We start from the raw sequence: 19,785 nt of genomic DNA on the forward strand, positions 1-19,785 counted from the left end.
GCATCCGTTCCCGAGACGCCGTCAGTCCTTGGCGCGCTCCACGTAGGAGCCGTCCTCGGTCATGATCACCACCCGAGTGCCGACGGCGATGTGCGGCGGCACTGCGGTGCGCACGCCGTTGGAGAGGATCGCGGGCTTGTAGGAGGAGGAGGCCGTCTGGCCCTTCATCGCCGGCTCGGTCTCGGTGACCTCGAGGACGACGCGCTGCGGCAGCTCGAGGGTGAGAGCCACGCCATTGTGGGTGGAGACCATCACGGCCATGCCCTCCTGCAGGTACGGCGCAGCGCTGCCGACGACGTCCTTGGGGATCGCGACCTGATCGTAGTTCTCGGGGTTCATGAAGTGGAAGCCCTCGCCGTCCTCGTAGAGGAAGGTGTGCTCCCGGTCCTCGACGAAGGCACGCTCGACCGACTCGGTGGTGCGGTAGCGCTCGGACACCTTCACGCCGTCGGTGATGCGGCGCATGTCGAGCTGGGTCACCGGGGTGCCCTTGCCGGGGTGGATGTTCTCGACCGTCAGGATGACGTAGAGCTTGCCATCCTTGTCGACGACGTTGCCCTTGCGGAGCGTAGAGGCGATCACCTTCACGGGGTCTGGTCCTGCTGTGTTCGTTGGAAAAACGGACTCGGCGCCCCGACGCGGATCTGTCCGCGGGAGCGACATCTTGGCCCCGCCACTAACCCATCCGCGCCACCGTTGCCAGTCGCGCCGCGAGACGGCACTCCCGAGTCGCCGGATTTCCGGTCTGAAGCCCAGCGCAAAGCTCGCCGCATGAACACCCCCTCCCCCTGGTGGGCGCCCCATCGCCATGCCGACCGCCGGCCGGCCCTGATGGCCCGAAACCGCATCGTCGCGGCCTTCCGCGCGCATTTCGCGGCGGGCGACTTCGTCGAGGTCGAGGCCGCCGCACTGCAGGTGTCGCCGGGCAACGAGGCGCACCTCGCGGCCTTCGCCACCGAGTCTCTGGCTCCGGACGGATCGCGGCGCCCGCTCTACCTGCACACCTCCCCGGAGTTCGCCTGCAAGAAGCTCCTCGCCGCCGGCGAGCCGCGCCTCGTCAGCTTTGCTCGCGTGTATCGCAATCGCGAGCGCGGACCCCTTCACCATCCGGAATTCACCATGCTGGAATGGTACCGGGCCGGGGCCGACTACACCGCTCTGATGCGCGACGGCGCCGACCTCCTGGCGCTCGCCGCCGAGACGGCCGGCGTGCCGACGCTGCGCCACCGCGGGCGCATGGCCGATCCGTTCGCGGATTTCGAGCGCGTGACCCTGGCCGAGGCCTTCGCCGAGCGAGCCGGGATCGACCTCCTCGCCACCATCGACCACGACGGCACCACGAACCGCGACGCGCTCGCGGCGTCCGTCTCGGGGGCCGGGCTCAGGGTCGCGGACGACGATACCTGGGCCGACCTGTTCAGCCGGGTCCTGGTCGCGCGGATCGAGCCGCATCTCGGGCTCGGGCGCCCGACGATCCTGTACGAGTACCCCGTCAGCGAGGCGGCCCTGGCCCGGCCGAGCCCCGGCGATCCGCGCGTCGCGGAGCGCTTCGAGCTCTATGCCTGCGGCGTCGAGCTCGCCAATGCCTTCGGCGAGCTGACCGATGCCGAGGAGCAGCGCCGGCGCTTTACCCTGGAAATGGCCGAGAAGGCCCGCGTCTACGGCGAGAGCTACCCGATCGACGAGGACTTCCTCGACGCCCTGGCGGTCATGCCGGAGGCGAGCGGGATCGCCCTCGGCCTCGACCGCCTCGTCATGCTGGCGACCGATGCCCGCCACATCGAGGATGTGCTCTGGACGCCGGTGGCGGGGCCGGCACGATGAGCGCCTCCCTGCGCCGGCCGGCCGACCTCGTGCATGCCGGGCTCGCGGCTCCCGGCGCCCTGCCGGCCCTGGAGGCGGTGGCGGCGCGCTACGCCGTCTCGGTCACGCCCGACATGGCCGAGCTGATCGATCCGCACGACACGGCGGACCCGATCGCCCGCCAGTTCCTGCCCCGGGCGGAAGAGCTGGAGACCCGGGCGGAGGAGGCAGCCGATCCGATCGGCGACGCGGTCCACAGCCCCCTGCCCGGCCTCGTCCACCGCTACCCGGACCGGGTGCTCCTGAAGCCCCTGCACGTCTGCCCGGTCTATTGCCGCTTCTGCTTCCGGCGCGAGATGGTCGGCCCGGAGGGGCTCGGCACCCTGAGCGAGGCCGAACTCGCCCGGGCTCTCGCCTACATCGCCGAGCGGCCCGAGATCTGGGAGGTCGTCGTGACGGGGGGCGATCCCTTCGTCCTGGCGCCGCGGCGGCTGGCCGAGATCGCGGCGTCCCTCGCGGCGATCCCACACGTGCGGGTGCTGCGCTTCCACACCCGGGTTCCGGTGGTGGCCCCCGACATGGTCGGAGACGCGCTCGTCGCGGCCCTGAAGCGCTTCGAGGGGGCGGTGTTCGTGGCGCTGCACGCCAACCACCCGCGTGAGTTCACGGCGGCGGCCCGCGCGGCGGTGGCGCGGCTCGTCGATGCCGGAATCCCGATGGTGAGCCAGACGGTGCTGCTCGCGGGGATCAACGACGACCCGGACACCCTGTCCCTCCTGATGCGGTGCTTCGTCGAGAACCGGATCAAGCCGTACTACCTGCATCACGGCGACCTCGCGCCCGGAACCGGTCACCTGCGCACGGATCTCGCCGCCGGCCGCGACCTCGTCCGGTCCCTGCGCGGACGCCTCTCGGGCCTCGCTCAGCCGCTCTACGTCCTCGACATCCCGGGCGGCCACGGCAAGGTTCCGGTGGGACCGGACTATCTCGCGCAAGCGGGCAGCGGCTGGCGCGTGACGGACCCGCAGGGCGCCGTCCACGACTATCCGCCGAAGGCGCGCGAGCCCTGAGGCAGCGGGTGCGTTGACACGCCTCCGGCGCCAAGCTTTTGATGCGAAAGCGCTGTCGCGAGGCGGTCCGGCCTGAGCCGGGCCTCGCCCTCTCCAAGGATCTTCGGGGAACCGGATGGGTGTGTTTCAGGAGTTCGTCGGGCGCTTCTCCCAGACCATGGGGGCCTATCTCGGCGACCGGGCGCTGATGGAGGCGGCGGTCTCGGCCTCGGCCAACGTGATCCTGGCGGATTACGAGATCGACGAGGAGGAGATCGAGGTGGCGCTGGCCGGCATGCGCGCCAACCCGATCCTCGAGCGGGGCTACGACACCCTGAAGCTGGAGGCCGAGCTGTTCGAGGGTATCGCCCGCGCCCGCACCCGCGCCGGCCGTGCCGAGAACCTGCACTTCGTCGCCGCCATCGCGGAGCGCGAGATCGCCCAGCGCACCAGCGTGTTCCTGATCGCCGCCGACGTCGCGGACCAGGCCGGGATCAGCGAGCCGGAGCATGCCGCCCTGGCCGAGATCGCGGCGGCGCTCGGCGTCGACAAGGACGCGCTCCTCGGCACGGTGCGGAAGGCCTGAGACTCAGTCGGCGACGCGGCCCGTCACCAGAGCGGCGTCCTTCTCCACCTGACGCTCGAAGCGGCGCGGCAGCAGGTTGGAGCGAGCCATCCGGCGCAGGCCCAGCACCATCAGGACGAGGGCGATCCCGGCGAAGGGCGCCCCGACGATCAGCGCGGCCGCGATCTCCGATCCGATCAGGGCGGCGAGCCCCTTCACCAGGGCCACGAACAGCATCACCAGCGCGGCGACCACCAGGGTGAGCGCGGTGCCGAAGTGGGTGACGAGGCCGAGGATGGCGCGGATGTTCCCGTCCGTCTCCCGCCGCATCAGCTCGAGTTCCTGCCCGACGAGATCGCCGCCGTGGCGCAGACCCTCGCTGATCAGTCGGGCAAGGCTCGGCGTCGGTCGTGCCATCGGGTCGGGTCCTCTCGTCGCGTGCAGGGTGTTCGCGTTCGGTTCGTTCGCGGGCCGGCGCCCTTCGCGGACGGATCCCTGATGGCCACAACCGTGGCGGTCCAATCCCGTTCCAGCGGAACGGAATCGGCCTCAAGGCGCCTCGCTGGCCTGCACCTCGGCGATGGCCTTGGCGATCGCGTCGATGAGCGTGGTGTCCTCGCCCGCCATGGCATCCATCGAGGCCATGCGGCCGACCACGGTGGCGGCGATGCGCTCTTCCACGGTGCCCTCGGCGAGGGCGTAGTAGATCGTCGCGCGCTGCCCGTCCCGGTGGCAGCGGCCCTCGATCTGCGCGAGCTGGATCGCGCTGTGGCGCAGGTCGTGGACGATCAGCGCGCGGGGCCTCTCGCCTCCCGGCAACTCGTGGGCATGCAGGGAGATCGATTCCGTCACCGTGAAGACCACGGCGTCGAGCCCGCCTGTCTGGAAGGCGAGCCGCACCGCCTCGTTGGCGTCACCCGATTGCGTGCCGGTGATCGCGTCGGCCCGCCAGCCCGCCGCGCGCAGGGCCTCGACCAGCGCGGCGGCCGTCTCCAGGAAGGCCACCGAGATCGCGACCGCGTGGCCGTCCTCCATCAGCAGGTCGGCGAAGGCGGTGCTGCCCGAGACCCGGAGCAGGCTGGCCTTCTGGCGGAAGCGCAGGTCCGCCGCCCAGCCCGCCGGCCTGCGGGTGCTGCCGCCGAGAAGTCCCCATTCCCGGCGGAACTCCCGCCAGGTCGCGTCGTAGAGGCGGCGCTCCGACGGGCCGAGGGCGACCGCGCTGAGGGCGCGCTGCACCTCCGGCCATCCGGCGATGTCGCCGGGGCGCCGGCGCAGGCCGATCGCGCGCGTCCCCTTGAACAGCAGGTCGGCCATCACCGTGCAGTCGCGCGGGTTCGCCTCCCAGGACCAGTTGGTCCAGCGCCCCTTGGCGCGGCCGATACCGAGCCGCTGCATCAGGCCTCGGAATTCAGCCAGCGTCCCGGTCGGCTGTCCCGCGGCTTCGCCGAGCAGGCGCCCGAGATAGGAGAGCTCGTGGGGGGCCTGCCCGGCGGTGGCGCTGAGGTAGACCGTGAACGCTGCCGCGTCCGCGATCTGCCGGCAGACGAGGCTCTGCTGGGCGTAAGGATTCCGGAGGCGGTGGCTCTCGTCGAAGACCACCAGCGGCCAGGTGCGCTTCGGCGTGCCGTGCCGGGCGAGCGCGTTGTTCTTGGCCCGCGTCGAGCGCCGGTTGCCGGCTGGGGGCGGCGCCATCAGCGCCTTGGTGCGTTCGTAGTTGGTGAGCGTCACCGCCTTCTCGCCCAGCCCCGACAGGGCGATGGTGCGTCGCCATTGCGGCATCGCGCCCTTGGGGCAGACGATGAGGATCGCGCGCTCGGGCATGGCCGCGACCGCGCTCCAGACCGAGAGGGTCTTGCCGAGCCCGGTCGTGTCGCCGAGCAGGAATCCCGTCCGGCCCGCGGCACGCGCGGCCAGGATCGCGTCGCGGGCCGAGACCTGGTGCGGGCGCGGCACGAGGCGGTCGCCGAAGACCATCAGGCGGCTTTTCCTGGGGCGCGGAAACGAGGAGACTTAATTCTCGTCGCGGCCTTGCAAGCCTGCTCGCGAAGTCTTGGGCCGACCCTCACCATCTTTTGAAAACCTTGGAACTGTTCAGGTTGTGCTTTTGTTAAGGGGTCATCTCGGCGCGCAGTCGGGCGCCCCCACCCGGAGACATCGATGCCGACGATCCCGCTCTCCGCCGCCGCGCGCGCCGCAATCGCCCCTGCCTTCGGACTGATGATGCTCACGCTGCCGGCGAGCGCCCAGAGCGCTGATGGCGGCCTGTTCGACCTGCTCTTTGCCCCCGCCCGGCCTGTGCAGCAAGTGGCGCCCGCGCCCGCACCGGACTTCGACTACCAGCAGGCCCGCCGCTCGATCCGGCGCGTCACCAGTCGCCCGCGTCCGAAGATCCGCTACGCGGCGCTTCCGAAATCCGAACCGCTGCAGATCAAGGTCACCGACCGTCAGACGCCCCTCGACATGAAGGCCGGCCCGGCAGCCGCCTTCATGAAGGACGAGACCCTTCGCCCGGGTGATATCGTGGTGATGAAGGAGGGCGCGAAGGTCTTCGTCGGCCGGCCCGATGACCGTCACACCGCCCGCGATTTCGAGAGCATCGGCCGGTCCGATTTCGTCGACCGGCGGACCCGCAATCAGCTCGCCGCGATGATGCTCTCGATCGGCGCCATGCCGGCCGATCAGGCTCGCAAGATGATGGCGCAGGCGCGCAAGGTCATGCCCGCCAGCGTCGACCAGACCGTCAAGCCGGAATTGACGGCGATGCGCATCATCAATCCCTGGAAGACCAATCCCTAGGCCGGATCGGGCCGCTCGGATCAGGCGGCCCGGACCGTGACCAGGAAACCATCCACTTCCTGGCGCAGGGCGGCGGCCTGACGGGCGAGGTCGCTCGCGGCCGTGAGCACCTGGGCCGAGCCGCTGCGGGCGGAGTCCGCCGCTTCGCGGACCCCGACGATGTGCCCCGACACGGCCCGGGTCCCCTCGGAGGTGAGGACGGTGTTGCGGGCGATCTCCTGGGTGGCCGATTCCTGCTGATCCACCGCCGCGGAGATGTCGCCCGAGATCCGGCCGAGACGTTGGATGACTTCCATGATCCCGCCGATCGCCGTCACGGACGCGTCCGTCGATTGCGAGATCTCGAAGACCTTGGCGCCGATTTCCTCGGTGGCCTTCGCGGTCTGGGTCGCCAGGCTCTTCACCTCCGCGGCGACGACGGCGAAACCCCGCCCAGCCTCGCCGGCCCGTGCCGCCTCGATGGTGGCGTTGAGCGCCAGCAGGTTGGTCTGGGCGGCGATGCTGGTGATCAGTCCGACGATCTCGCCGATGCTGCTCGCCGCCTGCGCCAGGCGGTTCACGTCCTCGGCCATCCGGGCGGCATCGCGCTCGGCCTCGCTCGCGACCGCGCTCGAGGCCTCGACCCGGTTGCCGATCTCGCGCACCGAGGCGCTCAGCTCTTCGGTGGCGGCTGCCACCGTGTCGGCCGTGGCCGCGGTCTCCGCCGAGGCGGCGGCCACGGAACCGCTGAGGGATGCGGTGTCGCTCGCAGCCTGTGTCAGGGCATAGGCCGCGGTCTCCAGCTGGCTCGAGGCCGCCGAGACCGCCTCGACGATGCCGCTGGCCTGAGCCTCGAAGCGATCGGCGAGCGCCACCATCTCGGCGCGCCGGGCGGCCGCGGCATTGGCGGTGACGTGGTCCGCCTCCGCGGCGATGCGCCGCCGCTCGGCCACGCTGGCCTCAAAGTCGACGGCCGCCGCCGCGATGGCGCGGACCTCGCGGGCGCCACGCCGCGGGATGGTGCCGGCCTCCTCGCCGCGCCCGATCGCCGTGAGCGCAGCGGCGATCCGGGTCAGCGGACGGGCGATGGCGGTGCCGAAGGCGAAGGCGAGGCCGCAGGACAGGCCCAGGGTCGCGAGGCCGACGGCCATCCAGAGCATGACGCTCCGTTCGGCCTCGGCCCTGGCGGCTCCGGCGGCCGCGCCGAGATCGGCGGTGAGCCGGTCCTCGATGGTCTTCAGGGCGTCGATGCGCTGGGTCGCGAGGCCGAACCAGGCGGGGGCGTCGGTGAAGGCGAGCGCGTTGCCGGCGGGCGTATCGAGAACGAGGCGGCGCAGGCGGTCGACTTCCCGGGCGGCGGGCGCGGCCTTGCCGGAATCGAGGAGCGCGGCCTGTGCCGGCTCGGCGCCCAGGCGGAACAGGGATTCGTAGAGAATCTGGCCGGCGCTGAGGCCCGCCAGCCGCTCGTGGCCGGACAGATCGATGCGGCCGGCACCGAAGATCGCCGAGGCGGCGGCCCGCTCCTGTCCGGCGAGTTCCTTGAGCGCCAGGAAGGACGAGTAGGAAGCGATGCGCGCGGCGAGGTCCGCACTGGCGGCGACCTGGGACACTTCGCGCACGAGATCGAGCGCGTTGGTGATCACGCCCGAATACAGCGCCATGTTCTGCGCCGGCGTCCGGCCGAGTGCGTCCACCGCGATGCGATGGGGACCGATTCCGGAGAGCTGCTCGCCGAGCGCATCGTGGCGTCGGACGACGCCGGCTCCGACGGCGGCGAGGTCGAGGCCGGCCTGCCCCTCCTCCAGAGCCTTGCGGGCGGAATCGGTGCGCAGGCGCTGGGCGTCGAGCTCGGCGCGGAACTGGGTGCCCTTGGCGCCGAGATAGAGGCTGGACGCGCCGCGCTCGCGCTGAACCTCGTGCACCAGGGCACTGATGCGACCCGCCATGCCGACGAGCGCCTGCACGTTCGTCATCCGGGTGCGCATGTCCATCCGCTCGGTGACGGCAAGTCCCACGACCAGCGCGAAAGCGAGGCAGGGTGCGAGCGCGACCAGAAGTATGCGCGTGCGGAGCGACGTGAACAGACCGGTAGACATGGAGCGAGACCTGCGTGAAATCGTTGTCGACACTGTCGGCGTCTCCGGTAAAAGTTGCGTTTCGCCATCGACCTGTGTTCATTTTTTGATCAGAGATCTTAGTTTTTGGGCAGATTTGCTGCCCGAATCTGTGTCGCAACATCCTGATGCGCGCCCTCGGTTTCGGACTTTGCACTCGTCATTTCGGGGATCGTGCTCGGTCGATGCATCCTGCGCCGTCGGCGATCCAGATCCCGGAGAAGCGTCGCCGCGGCCACGACACTTGCCGATGTCTTCGCCGATGTTTTCGCACCGCCCCCATTGGCGGCCGCGCCGCGCCATTCGAAAGCCTCGCGATATTGTCCGCGTACGCATTTTGTTCTAGCTGAGGGGCGGATATGCGCGGCGCGCGCCTTGCCCGACGTGGTGGCGCGCCCGACATGCCGCGGGGGCTCCGGTCGAGTCCTGCCGAGTTCCGCGCCGCAGACGTTTCCGAAGAGACTCCATGGCCAAAGCCAAAGCCGCCGCCAAGAAATCGCAAGCCGAGGCCGAGCGGGTCGAAGCCAAGATCGAGGCGCTTTTCGACGGCGCCCGTGATGCGCGCGTCATCTCGGTGCGCGGCGCCCGAGAGCACAACCTGAAGAACATCGACCTGACGATCCCGCGCGATCGGCTCGTCGTCTTCACCGGGCTGTCCGGCTCCGGCAAGTCGTCGCTCGCTTTCGACACGATCTATGCGGAAGGTCAGCGTCGCTACGTCGAATCCCTCTCGGCCTATGCGCGCCAGTTTCTCGAGATGATGTCGAAGCCCGACGTCGACCAGATCGACGGGCTCTCGCCGGCGATCTCCATCGAGCAGAAGACCACCTCGAAGAATCCCCGCTCGACCGTCGGCACCGTCACCGAGATCTACGACTACATGCGCCTGCTCTGGGCGCGGGTCGGCATCCCCTACTCGCCGGCCACGGGCCTGCCGATCGAGAGCCAGACGGTCAGCCAGATGGTGGACCGGGTCCTCGCCCTGCCGGAGAAGAGTCGCCTCTACCTCCTGGCGCCGGTGATCCGCGGCCGGAAGGGCGAGTACCGCAAGGAGATCGCCGAGTTCCAGAAGAAGGGCTTCCAGCGCCTGCGCGTCGACGGCGAGTACTATGCCATCGACGACGTGCCGAAGCTCGACAAGAAGCTGAAGCACGACATCGACGTGGTGGTGGATCGGATCGTGGTCCGGGCGGACATCGCCGCGCGTCTGGCGGATTCGTTCGAGACGGCGCTGGACCTCGCCGACGGCATTGCCCTGATCGAGTTCGCCGACACGCCCGAGGGCGAGGCACCGCGCGAGGCGATCACCTTCTCGTCGCGCTTCGCCTGTCCCGTCTCCGGCTTCACCATCGCGGAGATCGAGCCGCGGCTGTTCTCGTTCAACAATCCCTTCGGTGCCTGCCCGACCTGCGGCGGCATCGGGCACGAGATGCGGATCGACCCGGAGCTCGTGATCTCGGATGCCAAGCTCAGCCTGAAGCGCGGTGCGGTCGGCCCCTGGGCGAAGTCGACCTCGCCCTATTACGGCCAGACCCTCGACGCGCTGGCCCGCCACTACGGCTTCAAGACCACGCTGCCCTGGGGCGACCTGCCGGCGAAGGCCCGCGACGTGGTCCTGTACGGCACCGGGTCCGAGGCGGTGCGCTTCGCCTACGACGATGGGATGCGGGCCTACGAGGTCAACAAGCCGTTCGAGGGCGTCGTCCCGAACCTGGAGCGGCGCTACAAGGAGACCGAGAGCGATACCGCGCGCGAGGAGATCGCGCGCTTCATGAGCGAGACGCCCTGCGCCACATGCGGCGGCAAGCGCCTGAAGCTCGAAGCCCTGTCGGTCAAGATCGCCATGCAGGATGTGGGCGAGATCACCGCTCTCTCGGTGCGCGACGCCCACGCCTGGTTCTCGGAGCTGCCGGGCAAGCTCACCGACAAGCAGAACGAGATCGCCTACCGGATCCTCAAGGAGATTCGCGACCGCCTGACCTTCCTGATCGATGTCGGGCTGGAATACCTGACGCTGGCGCGCGGCTCCGGCTCCCTCTCGGGCGGCGAGAGCCAGCGCATCCGCCTCGCCTCGCAGATCGGTTCCGGGCTCACCGGCGTTCTCTACGTCCTCGACGAGCCGTCCATCGGGCTGCACCAGCGCGACAACGAGCGCCTGCTCGGCACGCTGAAGCGTCTGCGCGACCTCGGCAACTCGGTGATCGTGGTCGAGCACGACGAGGACGCCATCCTGCAGGCCGACTACGTCGTCGATGTCGGCCCGGGGGCCGGCATCCATGGCGGCCAGATCATCGCCCAGGGGACCCCCGAGGAGGTCCTGAAGAACCCGGCGTCGCTCACCGCCAAGTACCTCACCGGCGAGATGAGCGTCCGTGTCCCGACCGCACGCCGCAAGGGCCGCAAGGGCAAGCTCAGCCTCGTCGGCGCCCGCGGCAACAACCTGAAGAACGTCTCGGTGGAGATCCCGCTGGGCACCTTCACCTGCATCTCCGGCGTCTCCGGCGGCGGCAAGTCGACCCTGATCATCGACACGCTCTACAAGGCGGTGGCGAAATCCCTGAACGGCGCCCTGGAGCATCCCGCACCCTTCGAGCGGCTCGACGGTCTCGAGCACCTCGACAAGGTCATCGACATCGACCAGTCGCCGATTGGCCGCACCCCGCGCTCCAACCCGGCCACCTACACCGGCGCCTTCACGCCGATCCGCGACTGGTTCGCCGGCCTGCCGGAGGCCAAGGCGCGCGGCTATCAGGCCGGGCGGTTCTCGTTCAACGTGAAGGGCGGGCGCTGCGAGGCCTGCTCGGGCGACGGCGTCATCAAGATCGAGATGCACTTCCTGCCGGACGTCTACGTCACCTGCGACGTCTGCAAGGGCCGTCGCTACGACCGCGAGACCCTGGAGGTGAAGTACCGCGACCATTCGATCGCCGACGTGCTCGACATGACCGTCGAGGAGGCCGCCGACCTCTTCAAGGCGGTGCCGACGATCCGTGAGAAGATGGAGACCCTGGCCCGGGTCGGGCTCGGCTACGTCAAGGTGGGCCAGCAGGCCACCACGCTGTCGGGCGGCGAGGCCCAACGTGTGAAGCTTTCCAAAGAACTGTCGAAGCGCGCCACGGGCCGCACGCTCTACATCCTGGACGAGCCGACGACGGGCCTGCACTTCCACGACGTCGCCAAGTTGATGGAGGTGCTCCACGAACTCGTCGACCAGGGCAACACGGTCGTGGTGATCGAGCACAACCTCGAAGTCATCAAGACCGCCGACTGGGTCATCGACATGGGCCCCGAAGGCGGCGACGGCGGCGGCGTCGTCGTGGCCGAAGGAACGCCCGAACAGATCGCCAAGTCGCGGGCGAGCCATACCGGGCGATTCCTGCGCGACGTCCTGGCTCGGCGGCCCGCGGCTGCCTCCGCGAAGGGCCGCGCCGCCGCCGAATAGCTCGCCCGGGCTCCGCGATACCCGGCGATTCGCCCGGCGGGATCGAACGCGAGGCGTTCCGCGGCGCAGCATTCGGCCGAAACGCGCGCACCGAACGGTCCGGCCTGCCCAATGGCCCGGACGTCCTTGCCGGATCCTCCCAGTACGGAACCGTAACCATAACAGCCTGAGGGTTCAGCGGTATTTTGCCGTGGGGGCCTTTGAAAGCTGCGTGTTCGGCTCGGCCAACCTGCTCAAAAGGTTAACAAATCCTTCCGCGGCACTGCATCGAAAATGCGGCTTTTGCGCAACGGTGCGGGTCGAACTGCCCCGTTTCCAAGCATTCCGCTGTCCTTCCGCGGCGTCCTGTAGAATAGTTCTCGACGTTGAGACTTGAGAACGGGCCGCAAGGGGGGCCGCCGGAACAACTGCAAACAAGCTGCGAACAAGCGGCGCATCGGCAGAATGGTTCGGATGGCTACGCGGCGGACGCCTGAAATCCTTGGGAAGGAAGAGTAAAAATGTCGAAGAACTGGCTCGTCGCCGGAGCGCTCGCGCTCACGGCCAGCATGACCGCCACCGCGTCCTACGCGCAGACCACCACGGTTCCGGGTGAGACGGTCGGCCTCGCGGTCGGCGCCCCGCTGCCCGAGGGCGTGTATGGCATCAACACGTTCACCTATCGCGGTCGGGACAACAGCCCGGTCGGCAGCGTCGATACGGCCGTCAACGTTCCGGCTCTCGTGTGGTCGACGCCGTTCGTCCCCTTCGGTGGCCGCGTCGAGCTCCTCGTCGCTCCTCCGACCGTCTTCGTGTTCGGTAAGGGCAACCGTGGTGGCGACGTCCGCGATCTCTCGATCAACGTCGGTACCTTCGTCGGCGGCATCTGGGCCTTCGATCTCGGCGGCAACTTCGGCGTCAGCGTTCTGTTCGGCGCCTACCTGAACGAGCTGAACGGCGACCGTGGCGTCATCCGAAACAACGCTGGTGCTACTCTTCCCACGCCTGTGCTCACGCAGCTCGCCTCGAACACCTACCGCGCCGGCCTCGCTGGCAGCTACACCGGCGACGGCTGGAACGCGACTGCCAACCTGACCCTCAACTTCTATGACGGCCCGGCAACCTTCAGCGGGAACAACGCTTTCGGGACCCGCGGTCCGTTCAACATCTCCGACTCTCTGAACCTCGAACTGACGGCGACGAAGAAGTTCGGCAAGTTCGAGATCGGTGCCATCGGCTACGGTACGGTCAACCTGCAGGGTGACAAGTTCCTCTATGCAGACGCTGCGACCATCCCGGTGGGCGTCACGAACAGCCGCATTGGTCGCGGCGGCCGCTTCCTCCTGGGTGGCCTCATCGGCTACGATTTCGGCCTGTTCACGACCCAGGCTTACGTGGCTCGCACGGTTGCGCGCACCTCTGATCAGATCGATACCACCGAGGGCTGGTTCCGCGTTGTCGTTCCGCTGTACTCGCCGACCCCGGCCGTGGCTTCGGCTGCTCCGATCATCCGCAAGTACTGATCCCGACGCCGGCGGCGAGGCTGGACCTCGCCGCCGCATAGACCAGCGAAGCCCGTCCGACCTTGAGGTCAGGCGGGCTTTTGCGTTCGGCAACGCGGACCTCCCGCAACCGAAATGCCCGCCGGTGCTGCGCGGCGGCAAGGCATTCCAGCAAAGCCGGTCCAGCCCGCTCCTGCATCTGAAACTTTCTGCCACGGCGCTCCGTAACGGCCGCTGACCCCCCTCGAAGGGGCAACCGTTTCTCAGAGGATGCGCTTCATGATCAATCTTCACCCCCGTCGTCCGGTGGCGTCCCGGGTCGCCGCCGTCGTACTCGCCGTCTCGGTCGGCGCCGCCTTCCCGGTCGCGGCCTTCGCGAAGAACCCGATGGTCGGCGGCGCGCCGATGTACGCCTCGAAGACCATCGTCGAAAACGCGGTGAACTCGAAGGACCACACCACGCTGGTCGCCGCCGTGAAGGCCGCCGGCCTCGTCGACACCCTCGCCGGCCCCGGCCCCTTCACGGTGTTCGCGCCCACCAACGCCGCCTTCGCCAAGCTGCCGGCCGGCACCGTCGAGACCCTGGTCAAGCCCGAGAACAAGGCGACGCTCACCAAGATCCTGACCTACCACGTGGTCCCCGGCACCTACACGGCCAAGGACCTGATGAAGCTCGCGAAGGATGGCGGCGGCGAAGCGCAGCTGAAGACGGTCGAGGGCGCGCCGCTCGTCGTCCAGACCAAGGGCAAGAAGGTCTACGTGACCGATGCCAAGGGCAGCACCGCCACCGTCACCACCGCCAACGTGATGCAGTCGAACGGTGTCATCCACGTCATCAACGGCGTGCTCCAGCCCTGATCCCTTCCGGACCCGGCGTCACCTGACGCGAACGCCCGCGATCCGACAGGATCGCGGGCGTTTCGCTATTCCAGGCCTCGGAGTGCAAACGCGGCCTCAGCTCACCCGGTTGAGGCGTCGTGCGCCCTCGAAGCGGTTGAGAAAGCGCGGCTCCTTCTCCGGCGCGATGCGGATGGCGAGGTGCATCGTGCCGCCCTCCTCCTCCCGTCGGTCCAGCACCTCGGCATTCTCGTAGAGCCAGTGCAGGGCGGCGCCGTCCTCCGGCGGCAGGATCACCGCGAAGGTGGAGCGCTGGCGGGCGATCCGCGCCTCGATGCGCGCGGTGAGCATTCCGAGCCCCTCCCCCGTCAGGGCGGAGACCAGGACGGGCGCATCGCTGTCACGGTCGCTGCGCCCGTGTCCGCTGAGATTGAGGAGCCGCGTGCGCTCGTCGACGTCGAGGAGATCGGCCTTGTTCCACACCTCGATGATGCGCGAGGCGGACGTCTCGATTCCGAGTTCGCGCAGCACCGAACCGACATCCTCCGCCTGGGCGGCGCTGTCGACATGGGAGACGTCGCGGACGTGCAACAGGATGTCGGCATGGATCACGTCCTCCAGGGTGGCCCGGAAGGCCGCGATCAGGGAGGTCGGGAGCTCCGAGATGAAGCCCACCGTGTCGGAGAGGATCACCGTCTCGCCGTGGGGCAGCTTCGTCGCCCGCGCCGTCGGATCGAGGGTGGCGAACAGCATGTCCTGCGCCATCACCTGCGCCTTGGTGAGGGTGTTGAACAGCGTCGACTTCCCGGCATTGGTGTAACCGACGAGCGCGACGATCGGGTACGGCACCCGGGCGCGGCTCTGCCGGTGCAGGCCGCGGGTGCGGGTGACGCTGTCGAGCTCGCGCTCGATCTTGGTCATCCGCTCCTGGATCATGCGCCGGTCGGCCTCGATCTGCGTCTCGCCTGGGCCGCCTAGGAAGCCGAAGCCGCCGCGCTGGCGCTCCAGGTGGGTCCAAGACCGGACGAGGCGGCTCTTCTGGTAAGCGAGGTGCGCGTGCTCGACCTGGAGCGTGCCCTCGCGGGTCGAGGCGCGGCGCCCGAAGATCTCGAGGATGAGGCCGGTGCGGTCGATGACCTTGCAGCCGAAGGCCTTCTCGAGGTTGCGCTGCTGGACCGGCGAGAGGGCGCAGTCCATCACCACGAGGCCGATCTCGCGGGCGCGGATCACGCCGGCCAGTTCCTCGACGCGGCCCTTGCCGAGATAGGTGGAGGGGCGGATGCGCTGGACCGGCGCGACGATGGCCTCGACCACGTCGAGTTCGATGGCGGCCGCGAGGCCGGCGGCCTCGTCGAGGCGAGCTTCGGTCGAGCGCAGGGCTTCCGGACTGCCGTTGGCGCTGCCCCGGGCCGCTGCGGCGGCGCGCCCGAGATAGGGTCCGACGACGAGGGTGTGGGTTGCCGCCGCGATGTCGCCCTCGGGAGCAGCCATCGCCTGGAGCCGGGCTTCGCCGGGCGTCATCGGTTCCGTCATGAAGGTCTTCGTTTCACCCCGTCCTGCGTGTCCTCAGGACAATGGGCGCTTGCCGGCCCCAGACAAGGGCGCGGCAAACCTTTCCGGCCGGAGAAAGGCCGTTTCGCGCGATCTCAGGCCTTTTCCGGAGCCGTCTCGTCGGGTTCGAAGAGCTGGACCGGATGACCGGGCATGATCGTCGAGATCGCGTGCTTGTAGACCAGCTGCGAATGGCCGTCCCGGCGCAGAAGCACGCAGAAATTGTCGAACCACGTCACGACGCCCTGAAGCTTGACGCCGTTGACGAGGAAGATCGTGAGCGGAATCTTGTTCTTGCGAACATGGTTCAGGAACGTGTCCTGGAGGTTCTGAGCGCGCTCGCCCGCCATTTTTTCTTATCCTTGGTTCGCATCGCCGCCCGCCGTGATGACGGGTTCTCATCTGTTGGTCTCGTCGGCACCGGAACGGCGAACAACGCCGTGTCGGTGCGGGAACATTACACGTGTATCGGGCTCGCGATGCAAGTGCATCGCCACCGCGTTCTCAGGGCCCGATCCCGAGCGACTTGAGTTTCCGGTGGAGCGCGGAGCGCTCCATGCCGATGAATTCCGCGGTGCGGGAGATGTTGCCGGAGAACCGGGCGATCTGCGCCACGAGGTATTCACGCTCGAAGATCTCGCGCGCCTCGCGCAAGGCGAGGCTCATCAGCTTCTCGCCGCCCGAGCCGTTCGGGGTCGTCGGCACCAGGGCGCCGATCTCGGTCGGCAGCATCTCCGAGGTCACCTCCTGATCCGGGTCGGTGTGGGTCAGGATCATCAGGCGCTCGACGTTGTTGCGCAGCTGGCGGATGTTGCCGGGCCAGTCGTGGGACTGCAGGACGGCCATGGCGTCCTCGGCGATGCGCCGGCGCGGCAGGCCGGTGGCACCGGAGATCTGCTCCATGAAGAAGGCGATCAGTTCCGGCACGTCCTCCCGTCGCTCCGACAGGGACGGGACCCGGATCGGCACCACCGACAGGCGGTGGAACAGGTCTTCGCGGAAGCGCCCGGCGGCGATCTCCTCGGCGAGGTCCCGCGACGAGGACGAGATGATGCGTACGTCCACATGGACCCGGGTGGTGCCGCCGACGCGCTGGAAGTTCTGGTCGACCAGCACCCGCAGGATGCGGTTCTGGGTCTCACGCGGCATGTCGGCGACTTCGTCGATGTAGAGCGAGCCGCCATGGGCCTCCTCGAGGGCGCCGACCCGGCGCGCCCGGCCCTCGCCCGCCTCGACGCCGAACAGCTCGGCCTCCATCGTGTCCGGGGTGATGGTGGCGGCGTTGATCACCACGAACGGCCCGCTGGCCCGGGACGACAGGGCGTGGAGCGTGCGCGCCGAGAGTTCCTTGCCCGAGCCCGGCGCCCCCAGGATCATCACGCGGGCATTGGTGGGCGCCACCCGCTCCACGGTCTGGCGCAGCTGGTTGACCACCACCGAGGCGCCGACGAGCCGGCTCGCCTGGCCCGACCGCGCCTTGAGGTCGCGGACCTCGCGCTTGAGGCGGGAGGCTTCGAGAGCCCGCTCGGCCACGAGGATCAGCCGGTCGGCCTTGAACGGCTTCTCGATGAAGTCGTAGGCCCCCGCCTTGATCGCCGCGACGGCGGTCTCGATGTTGCCGTGGCCCGAAATCATCACCACCGGCAGATCGGGATGGCCGGCCTTGATCTGGTCGAGCACCTGCAGGCCGTCGAGGCGCGAGCCCTGCAGCCAGATGTCCAGGAAGACGAGGTGGGGCCGGCGCGACTCGATGGCGGCCAGGGCCTCGTCGGAACCGCCGGCGGTGCGGGTGCGGTGGCCCTCGTCGTCGAGGATGCCGGCCACGAGGTCGCGGATGTCGGCTTCGTCGTCGACGATCAGGATATCGGCGCTCATGACTGGATCTCCGCGATTGGGGGGGCCGTCCGCGCGGCGCCCTTCTCATCCTGCGCGGAGGGTTTGCCCTCCGGCGGCGTGTGGGTGGTTGAGTCTCGGGCGGGGGCGACGGCGCCGTCGCGCGGGACGCGCAGGCGCACGCGCCCGCCCCGACCATCCGGATTGTCGTTCAATTCGATCCCGCCGCCATGCTCTTCGAGGACTTTGCTGACGATGGCCAGGCCCAGGCCGGTGCCACCCTCGCGGGTGGTCATATAGGGCTCCAGCAGCCGCTGGCGCCCCTCGGCGGGAAATCCCTTGCCGTTATCGGTGACCTCGATGACCACGAAGCCGTCCTCTAGGACGAGGCGGACATCGACCCGGCCCTGGCCGAGCTCGGCCTCCGGCACGGCCTGCACCGCCTCGACGGCGTTCTTCAGGATGTTCGTGATCGCCTGGGACAGGAGACGGATGTCGAAGGCCGCCAGGATCGGCTGGTCGCCGTCCTCGCCGAACGAGAACTCCATGTCGGGATGCGCCACGCGCATCATGAACAGGTTCTGGCGGGTGATCTCGCTGAGATCGTTCCGGGCGATGGCGGGCTTGGGCATCCGCGCGAAGGACGAGAACTCGTCGACCATGCGCTTGATCTCGTCCACCTGCCGGACGATCGTCGCCGTGCACTGGTCGAACACCTCCTTGTCGGTGGTGATGACCTTGCCATACTTGCGCCGGATGCGCTCGGCCGAGAGCTGGATCGGGGTCAGCGGGTTCTTGATCTCGTGGGCGATGCGCCGGGCCACGTCCGCCCAGGCCGAGGTGCGCTGGGCCGAGACGAGGTCGGTGATGTCGTCGAGGGTGACGACGAAGCCGCGGGCGCCTCCCTGCGCCTGCTCGCTGGTCACCCGCACGGTCACGGTGCGCTCGCGGCCGTCCCGCGTGAGCTGGATCTGCTGCTGCATGGTGCGCAGACGAGCTTCGCCGCCCTCGGGGAACAGCGCCTGCAACTCGGGCACGGCCTGGGTCAGCGGCTGGCCGACGATCGCGTCGGCGGGCAGGCCCAGGGTGCGCTCGACCGAGGGATTGGCGATGGTGACGTGGCCCGCCGCGTCGACGCCGAGGACGCCGGGCGAGACGCCGGCCAGCACCGCCTCGGTGAAGCGCCGGCGCCGGTCGATGAGGTCGCTCGCCGCCATCAGCCCGTCGTGCTGGCGCCGCAGCTCCTGGGTCATCTTGTTGAAGCTCTCGGACAGGTGCGCGAGGTCGCCGTCGCTCTTCCGGGCCGGCACCTGCGCGTAGAAGTTGCCCGAGGCGACCTGGTCGGCCGCGTTGATCAGGCGCCGGATCGGTGCGACGAAGCGATTGGCGAAGTTGAGGCCGAACCACACGGCCGAGAGCAGCGCGATTAGCGCGATCAGCGCGAAGACCGAGGCGAAGCTGATCTGGATCGAGCGCTTCAGGGAGTCGTAGGTCAGGTATTCGGCCGCTGCGGCGCGCGACACGCCGGGGAATTCGATGGCGAGCTGGCTCACCTCGCGCTGCACCAGCAGCACGGCGCCGTCATAGGCCGGCATGCGCAGGAGGGCGGCGAAGACCCGGCCCTCGCTCGGCACAAGGCAGATCGGATCGACCGATTTGGCCGCGTCGTCGAAGGCCGCCGCGGATGGCAGGCGCCGCTCCTTGAGGGCATCGATCTTGGCGCGGGCCACCACCTCGGTGGGTCCGCGCATGATTTCGGCGACAGGCAGGCCGAGGGCGGTGGCGCGGGTGGTGAGGAAGCTCTCGAACCAGCCGCGATTCACGTCGAAGTTCGGCCGCGCCCGGGTCAGGTCGTCGGCGAGGATGCGGATCTCGCGCGCCAGGCTCTGGCACTGGTTCTCCTGGTAGGCATCCGCCACCTCGACGGATTTGAGCACCACGTCGCGCACCCGGTCGGTGAAGCCGAGGGACAGGCCGCGATCGATGGTCACCGCCGCCACGACCGCCAGCAGGACCGTCGGCAGGATGGCGATGAGGCTGAACAGGCCGACGATGCGGGTATGGAGCCGCGCCACGGCGGCGTTGGTCCGGCGCGCGTACAGGAAGACCCGCGCCTCCCAGGCGATGATCACCACGAGGCCGAGGACGAGGAAGACGTTGATGCCGAGGAGCGTCAGCCCCACCGTCGGGGTCGGCGTGACCCGGATGACCCCGGCCAGGATCAGGAAGGTGGTGATGGCCGAGACCAGGGCGGTGATGACCACCAGGGCGCCGACGAGGCCGGGACCGCGCGGCGGCGCACGCACCATCGCGGGGGAGCGATCGACACCCCCGG

At 69.2% G+C, this 19,785-nt stretch carries 15 protein-coding genes; 7 read left to right on the forward strand and 8 right to left on the reverse strand.

Translation table 11 applies throughout. The features are described from left to right. Window positions 1-21: 21 nt before the first annotated feature. Window positions 22-588: an elongation factor P gene (gene efp / locus ASF49_RS15620; protein WP_056474694.1), complete on the reverse strand. Its 567-nt coding sequence runs from the start codon at window positions 586-588 to the stop codon at window positions 22-24. Window positions 589-771: 183 nt separating this feature from the next. Between efp and epmA the strand changes: the two genes are divergently transcribed. From epmA to ASF49_RS15635, 3 genes are all read left to right on the forward strand, one after another. Continuing rightward, window positions 772-1,824 carry an EF-P lysine aminoacylase EpmA gene (gene epmA / locus ASF49_RS15625; RefSeq protein WP_056474697.1) on the forward strand — a complete coding sequence of 351 codons (1,053 nt, stop codon included), beginning with the start codon at window positions 772-774 and terminating at the stop codon, window positions 1,822-1,824. Beyond that, window positions 1,821-2,873 carry a lysine-2,3-aminomutase-like protein gene (locus tag ASF49_RS15630; protein WP_056474700.1) on the forward strand — a complete coding sequence of 351 codons (1,053 nt, stop codon included), beginning with the start codon at window positions 1,821-1,823 and terminating at the stop codon, window positions 2,871-2,873. Before epmA ends, ASF49_RS15630 begins: the two co-directional genes overlap by 4 nt. A 115-nt stretch (window positions 2,874-2,988) precedes the next feature. Beyond that, window positions 2,989-3,438 carry a hypothetical protein gene (locus ASF49_RS15635; RefSeq protein WP_056474702.1) on the forward strand — a complete coding sequence of 150 codons (450 nt, stop codon included), beginning with the start codon at window positions 2,989-2,991 and terminating at the stop codon, window positions 3,436-3,438. A 3-nt stretch (window positions 3,439-3,441) separates the two neighbouring features. On the opposite strand, the gene ASF49_RS15640 is transcribed toward ASF49_RS15635, so the two are convergent. Together ASF49_RS15640 and ASF49_RS15645 are read right to left on the reverse strand one after the other, a co-directional pair. Further along, window positions 3,442-3,834, reverse strand: coding sequence for a phage holin family protein (locus ASF49_RS15640; RefSeq protein WP_082511347.1), 393 nt, complete (start codon window positions 3,832-3,834; stop codon window positions 3,442-3,444). 132 nt (window positions 3,835-3,966) lie between these two features. Further along, complete coding sequence (locus ASF49_RS15645; protein ID WP_056474706.1) at window positions 3,967-5,391, reverse strand: DEAD/DEAH box helicase family protein; 1,425 nt, start codon at window positions 5,389-5,391, stop codon at window positions 3,967-3,969. A gap of 183 nt (window positions 5,392-5,574) precedes the next feature. Here ASF49_RS15645 and ASF49_RS15650 point away from each other — a divergent pair, with 183 nt between their 5' ends. Continuing rightward, window positions 5,575-6,213 carry a hypothetical protein gene (locus ASF49_RS15650; RefSeq protein WP_243214565.1) on the forward strand — a complete coding sequence of 213 codons (639 nt, stop codon included), beginning with the start codon at window positions 5,575-5,577 and terminating at the stop codon, window positions 6,211-6,213. A gap of 20 nt (window positions 6,214-6,233) precedes the next feature. Here the strand turns inward: ASF49_RS15650 and ASF49_RS15655 are convergent, their stop codons facing one another. Further along, entirely contained in the window at window positions 6,234-8,288 is a 2,055-nt protein-coding gene (locus tag ASF49_RS15655; RefSeq protein WP_056474708.1) for a methyl-accepting chemotaxis protein, read from the reverse strand. Between the two features lie 484 nt (window positions 8,289-8,772). Here ASF49_RS15655 and uvrA point away from each other — a divergent pair, with 484 nt between their 5' ends. The 3 genes from uvrA to ASF49_RS15670 all read left to right on the forward strand — a co-directional run bounded on the left by uvrA (window position 8,773) and on the right by ASF49_RS15670 (window position 14,087). Beyond that, complete coding sequence (gene uvrA, locus ASF49_RS15660) at window positions 8,773-11,748, forward strand: excinuclease ABC subunit UvrA (protein ID WP_056474711.1); 2,976 nt, start codon at window positions 8,773-8,775, stop codon at window positions 11,746-11,748. 500 nt (window positions 11,749-12,248) lie between these two features. After that, window positions 12,249-13,250 carry a hypothetical protein gene (locus ASF49_RS15665; RefSeq protein WP_056474713.1) on the forward strand — a complete coding sequence of 334 codons (1,002 nt, stop codon included), beginning with the start codon at window positions 12,249-12,251 and terminating at the stop codon, window positions 13,248-13,250. A 258-nt stretch (window positions 13,251-13,508) separates the two neighbouring features. Further along, window positions 13,509-14,087, forward strand: a complete 579-nt coding sequence (locus ASF49_RS15670; RefSeq protein WP_056475526.1) for a fasciclin domain-containing protein — start codon at window positions 13,509-13,511, stop codon at window positions 14,085-14,087. A 96-nt stretch (window positions 14,088-14,183) separates the two neighbouring features. Here ASF49_RS15670 and hflX read toward each other — a convergent pair whose 3' ends face one another. The 4 genes from hflX to ASF49_RS15690 all read right to left on the reverse strand — a co-directional run bounded on the left by hflX (window position 14,184) and on the right by ASF49_RS15690 (window position 19,759). Beyond that, the gene (gene hflX / locus ASF49_RS15675) at window positions 14,184-15,599 is read right to left on the reverse strand and encodes a GTPase HflX (RefSeq protein WP_056474716.1); all 1,416 of its coding nucleotides are present in this window, start codon (window positions 15,597-15,599) and stop codon (window positions 14,184-14,186) included. Window positions 15,600-15,712: 113 nt separating this feature from the next. Continuing rightward, entirely contained in the window at window positions 15,713-15,967 is a 255-nt protein-coding gene (gene hfq, locus ASF49_RS15680) for an RNA chaperone Hfq (RefSeq protein ID WP_003600267.1), read from the reverse strand. Window positions 15,968-16,121: 154 nt separating this feature from the next. Next, a complete protein-coding gene (gene ntrX / locus ASF49_RS15685) occupies window positions 16,122-17,492 on the reverse strand; it encodes a nitrogen assimilation response regulator NtrX (protein ID WP_056474719.1) in 1,371 nt (456 codons plus the stop codon). Then, window positions 17,489-19,759, reverse strand: coding sequence for a sensor histidine kinase NtrY-like (locus tag ASF49_RS15690; protein ID WP_056474724.1), 2,271 nt, complete (start codon window positions 19,757-19,759; stop codon window positions 17,489-17,491). The genes ntrX and ASF49_RS15690 overlap by 4 nt, the downstream gene beginning before the upstream one ends. Window positions 19,760-19,785: the final 26 nt, after the last annotated feature.

Origin of the sequence: Methylobacterium sp. Leaf104, from assembly GCF_001422885.1 — a bacterium.
GTDB lineage: Bacteria > Pseudomonadota > Alphaproteobacteria > Rhizobiales > Beijerinckiaceae > Methylobacterium.